The sequence below is a fragment of the Catellatospora coxensis genome, from assembly GCF_016862635.1.
Lineage (GTDB): Bacteria > Actinomycetota > Actinomycetes > Mycobacteriales > Micromonosporaceae > Catellatospora > Catellatospora coxensis.
The window spans coordinates 1-2,642 of sequence record NZ_BONI01000175.1 but is presented as its reverse complement, the minus strand read 5'-3'; the positions used below and the strand labels follow the sequence as shown (position 1 = coordinate 2,642).

Genomic DNA, 2,642 nt, shown 5'->3' with positions numbered 1-2,642 from the left:
TCTGCCCGGGTCGATGGTGGGCGGGGTGCGACTCCCCGGAGCCCGAGGTTGAGGGGTTGACTTTGACCTTGAAGACATCAGCTGGCACGGGTGTGACGGCGGCGGGAGCTGCGGTCAGCTAGTCCGTCTGACGTGCGAAAACTGGATCATAAATTCATATAAATGATCTTTATCTAGATGATCATCCTGTCGACAAAAGACCACTTACATTCGCTGAGCGGTCTCCGTCTTGATCACCGGCGTTCTCGGTGCTCGTCGGCGTCGGCCAGGTCGTCAACGTCGGCCAGCGTCTTCGCCCGCATCTGATCAAGCGCTGACCTTAGGCAACCTATGACGAGGCTGAGTCGATCCATGCATGGAGGTGCCGGTGCCGTCGTCTGTCGTGCTGGCCGGGCTCGGGCGGCGCGGGCCGGAGGCATGAGCGCCGCCCGGTAAGTCCGGCCAGGCGCGGCCCGCTTGCGGGCCGCCTTGACCTCGTATGGAAAGTTTCGACACATGCCGATGGCATGAGGGTGTCCGCAGGGAAGCGGCGTGATCGGGATGCGGTGGAGACCGCATGGCTGATCCGTTGCGGCTGCTGGTCTCGACGCTCGGGGTTGCGTCCGGGTGGTGTCGGTGTGGGCTCGTAGGCTGGTGTCGTCTCGCACCGCTCAGCGTTCCCCCTCCCGCCTGTTGTGGCTGGCGCTGGGGACTGTTGGTTAGGAGAATGGACGGATGACGACCGCTCCCACTCAGCGCGTGGAACGCCTGGAGGCTGCTGCCTTCCGGGCTGATCGTGACATCGCTGCGGTCAATGATCAGCTTGAAGCGGTGAACGGCCGTCTCGATCTGCTGTCCGGCGCGGTCAGTGAACTCTCCGGCGATGTGCGAGAGCTGCGCACCGACATGACCGAGCTGCACGGCAAGGTCGACCGTATCGAGGTCAAGCTCGGCACCGTCGAAGGAAAACTGGCCAGCGTCGAGACAACGATGGCATCCCAGGGCGCGCTGCTGGCCGCTATCGCGCAGAAGCTCGGCGTGGAGACGGCCTGACGGAGCGAGATGACGACCAACGCAAACGGGACCCCGAAGGGTCCCGTTTCTGCTTGGTCCTCACACCTCCGCGTCGGTCCGCTGAGCATCCAAGGCCCGTCGCACCTGCGGCCACTCTTCAGCGATCACGCTGTAGTAGATCGAGTCGCGGACGTAGCCATCGCGCAGGATGCGGTGGTTGCGGAACATCCCCTCCCGCGTTGCGCCCAAGGCCTCAATGGCGCGCTGCGAGCGTTCGTTCCGGCTGTCGGTCTTGAATGCCACGCGGATCGCGCCGGCTACGTCGAAGGCGTAGCGCATCAGCAGGTAGGAAGCCTCGCGCGCAGCTCCGGTGCGCCACTTGCTGGGGGTTACCCACGCCCAGCCAATCTCGACGCCTCGGTGCTTCCGCTGGATGTCGATGAAACTGATGCTGCCGATGACCGCACCTGTCTGACGTTCGACGATGGCGTAGGGCACGCGCACGCCCTGGTCCTGCTCCTCAAGCGCCTCCGCGATGAGCGATGCGACCGCGGCAACGTCGGGCGTGGCCTCGTCGAGGTAGGTCCAGACCTCTGCCGACCCTGCGGCTGCGGCCAAGGACTCCAAGTGCTCGGCGGCGAGGGGTTCGAGCCGAATCCGCTGACCTTCTAGCGTCGATGCGGTGATCTCCATCAGGCTCATTCAGCCGACACCTCGTACACCAGCACGTGCTTGTCTCCCGCGAGAAGCTGATCAAACGCCTCTAGCGGCTTGTCGTCACGGTCGTAGGCGATGCGGACGACGCGTACGACGCTCACTCCCGGATCAAGCCGCAAGATGGACGCCTCGTCCGGCGTCGGCATACGGAAACTCAACTCGTCGATGAAGTACGAGATCGGCTGGCCGTGGACGCGCTCCAGGACGGCCAGGACGCCTTCCTCGACGGGCGCGGCAACGGCGATGGGGGTGTCCGCCACGAGGTCATGCGGGTAGTAGCTGTCACCCAGTTGGTACGGCTCCTCGTCGACCAACATGAGACGCCGGCGGGCAAGGACGGCGCTTCCTTCCGGCACACCAAGCCACTTCGCGACCTCTGCCGTTGCAGGCTCAGGCTGTACAGCTCGGATGACCTGTCGACCGATCCGGCCCTGCATCGCGATCTCTGCGTTGAACGTGGCTGCATGGTTTGCCGCCCGGCGCGCGCGGCGGTCCTGATCCATCGCCATGACACGGATCGGCCTCGACTTGCGGACGTAGGTGCCCTGTCCCTGACCTGAGCCAACTAGACCTTGAGACTTCAGCGCCGACAGGGCCAACCGCACGGTCGTACGGGAGGCGTTGAACTTGTCGGCCAGGTCGCGCTCTGCGGGAAGCCGCTCTCCAGGCGAGAACTCCCCACGCTGGATCGCGTCGCGGAGCGTGTTGGCGAGAGTCACGTGAAGCGGCACTGGCGTTTCCGCTGGCTGGCTCGGTGTGGTGCTCATAGCGGTTCTCCAAATGTTGCCGTTCCGAGGTTCCTCGAAGCTTACCGGGTTTTGGTACGGACCAAGCCTTGTGGTACCTACCAATGTGATATAGCCTTGGTAGGTACCAAGTGGGCGGCCCAATTGGGTGGCCCAAGGCCAATCGAACGGAGCATGCAGATGCTG

3 protein-coding genes are annotated in these 2,642 nt (G+C 64.2%); 1 reads left to right on the top strand and 2 read right to left on the bottom strand.

From position 1 onward, the window contains the following. Window positions 1-714 precede the first annotated feature (714 nt). Entirely contained in the window at window positions 715-1,032 is a 318-nt protein-coding gene (locus tag Cco03nite_RS41790; protein WP_203699601.1) for a hypothetical protein, read from the top strand. Window positions 1,033-1,092: 60 nt separating this feature from the next. Here Cco03nite_RS41790 and Cco03nite_RS41785 read toward each other — a convergent pair whose 3' ends face one another. Next, window positions 1,093-1,695 carry a GNAT family N-acetyltransferase gene (locus Cco03nite_RS41785; protein WP_239168094.1) on the bottom strand — a complete coding sequence of 201 codons (603 nt, stop codon included), beginning with the start codon at window positions 1,693-1,695 and terminating at the stop codon, window positions 1,093-1,095. Next, window positions 1,692-2,477 carry a GntR family transcriptional regulator gene (locus Cco03nite_RS41780; RefSeq protein WP_203699600.1) on the bottom strand — a complete coding sequence of 262 codons (786 nt, stop codon included), beginning with the start codon at window positions 2,475-2,477 and terminating at the stop codon, window positions 1,692-1,694. Before Cco03nite_RS41780 ends, Cco03nite_RS41785 begins: the two co-directional genes overlap by 4 nt. Window positions 2,478-2,642: the final 165 nt, after the last annotated feature.

Excerpts from the sequence above, each read along its gene's own strand:
- Cco03nite_RS41790 (WP_203699601.1), top strand. The coding sequence starts at position 715 with ATGACGACCGCTCCCACTCAGCGCGTGGAACGCCTGGAGGCTGCTGCC.
- Cco03nite_RS41785 (WP_239168094.1), bottom strand. The coding sequence starts at position 1,695 with ATGAGCCTGATGGAGATCACCGCATCGACGCTAGAAGGTCAGCGGATT.
- Cco03nite_RS41780 (WP_203699600.1), bottom strand. The coding sequence starts at position 2,477 with ATGAGCACCACACCGAGCCAGCCAGCGGAAACGCCAGTGCCGCTTCAC.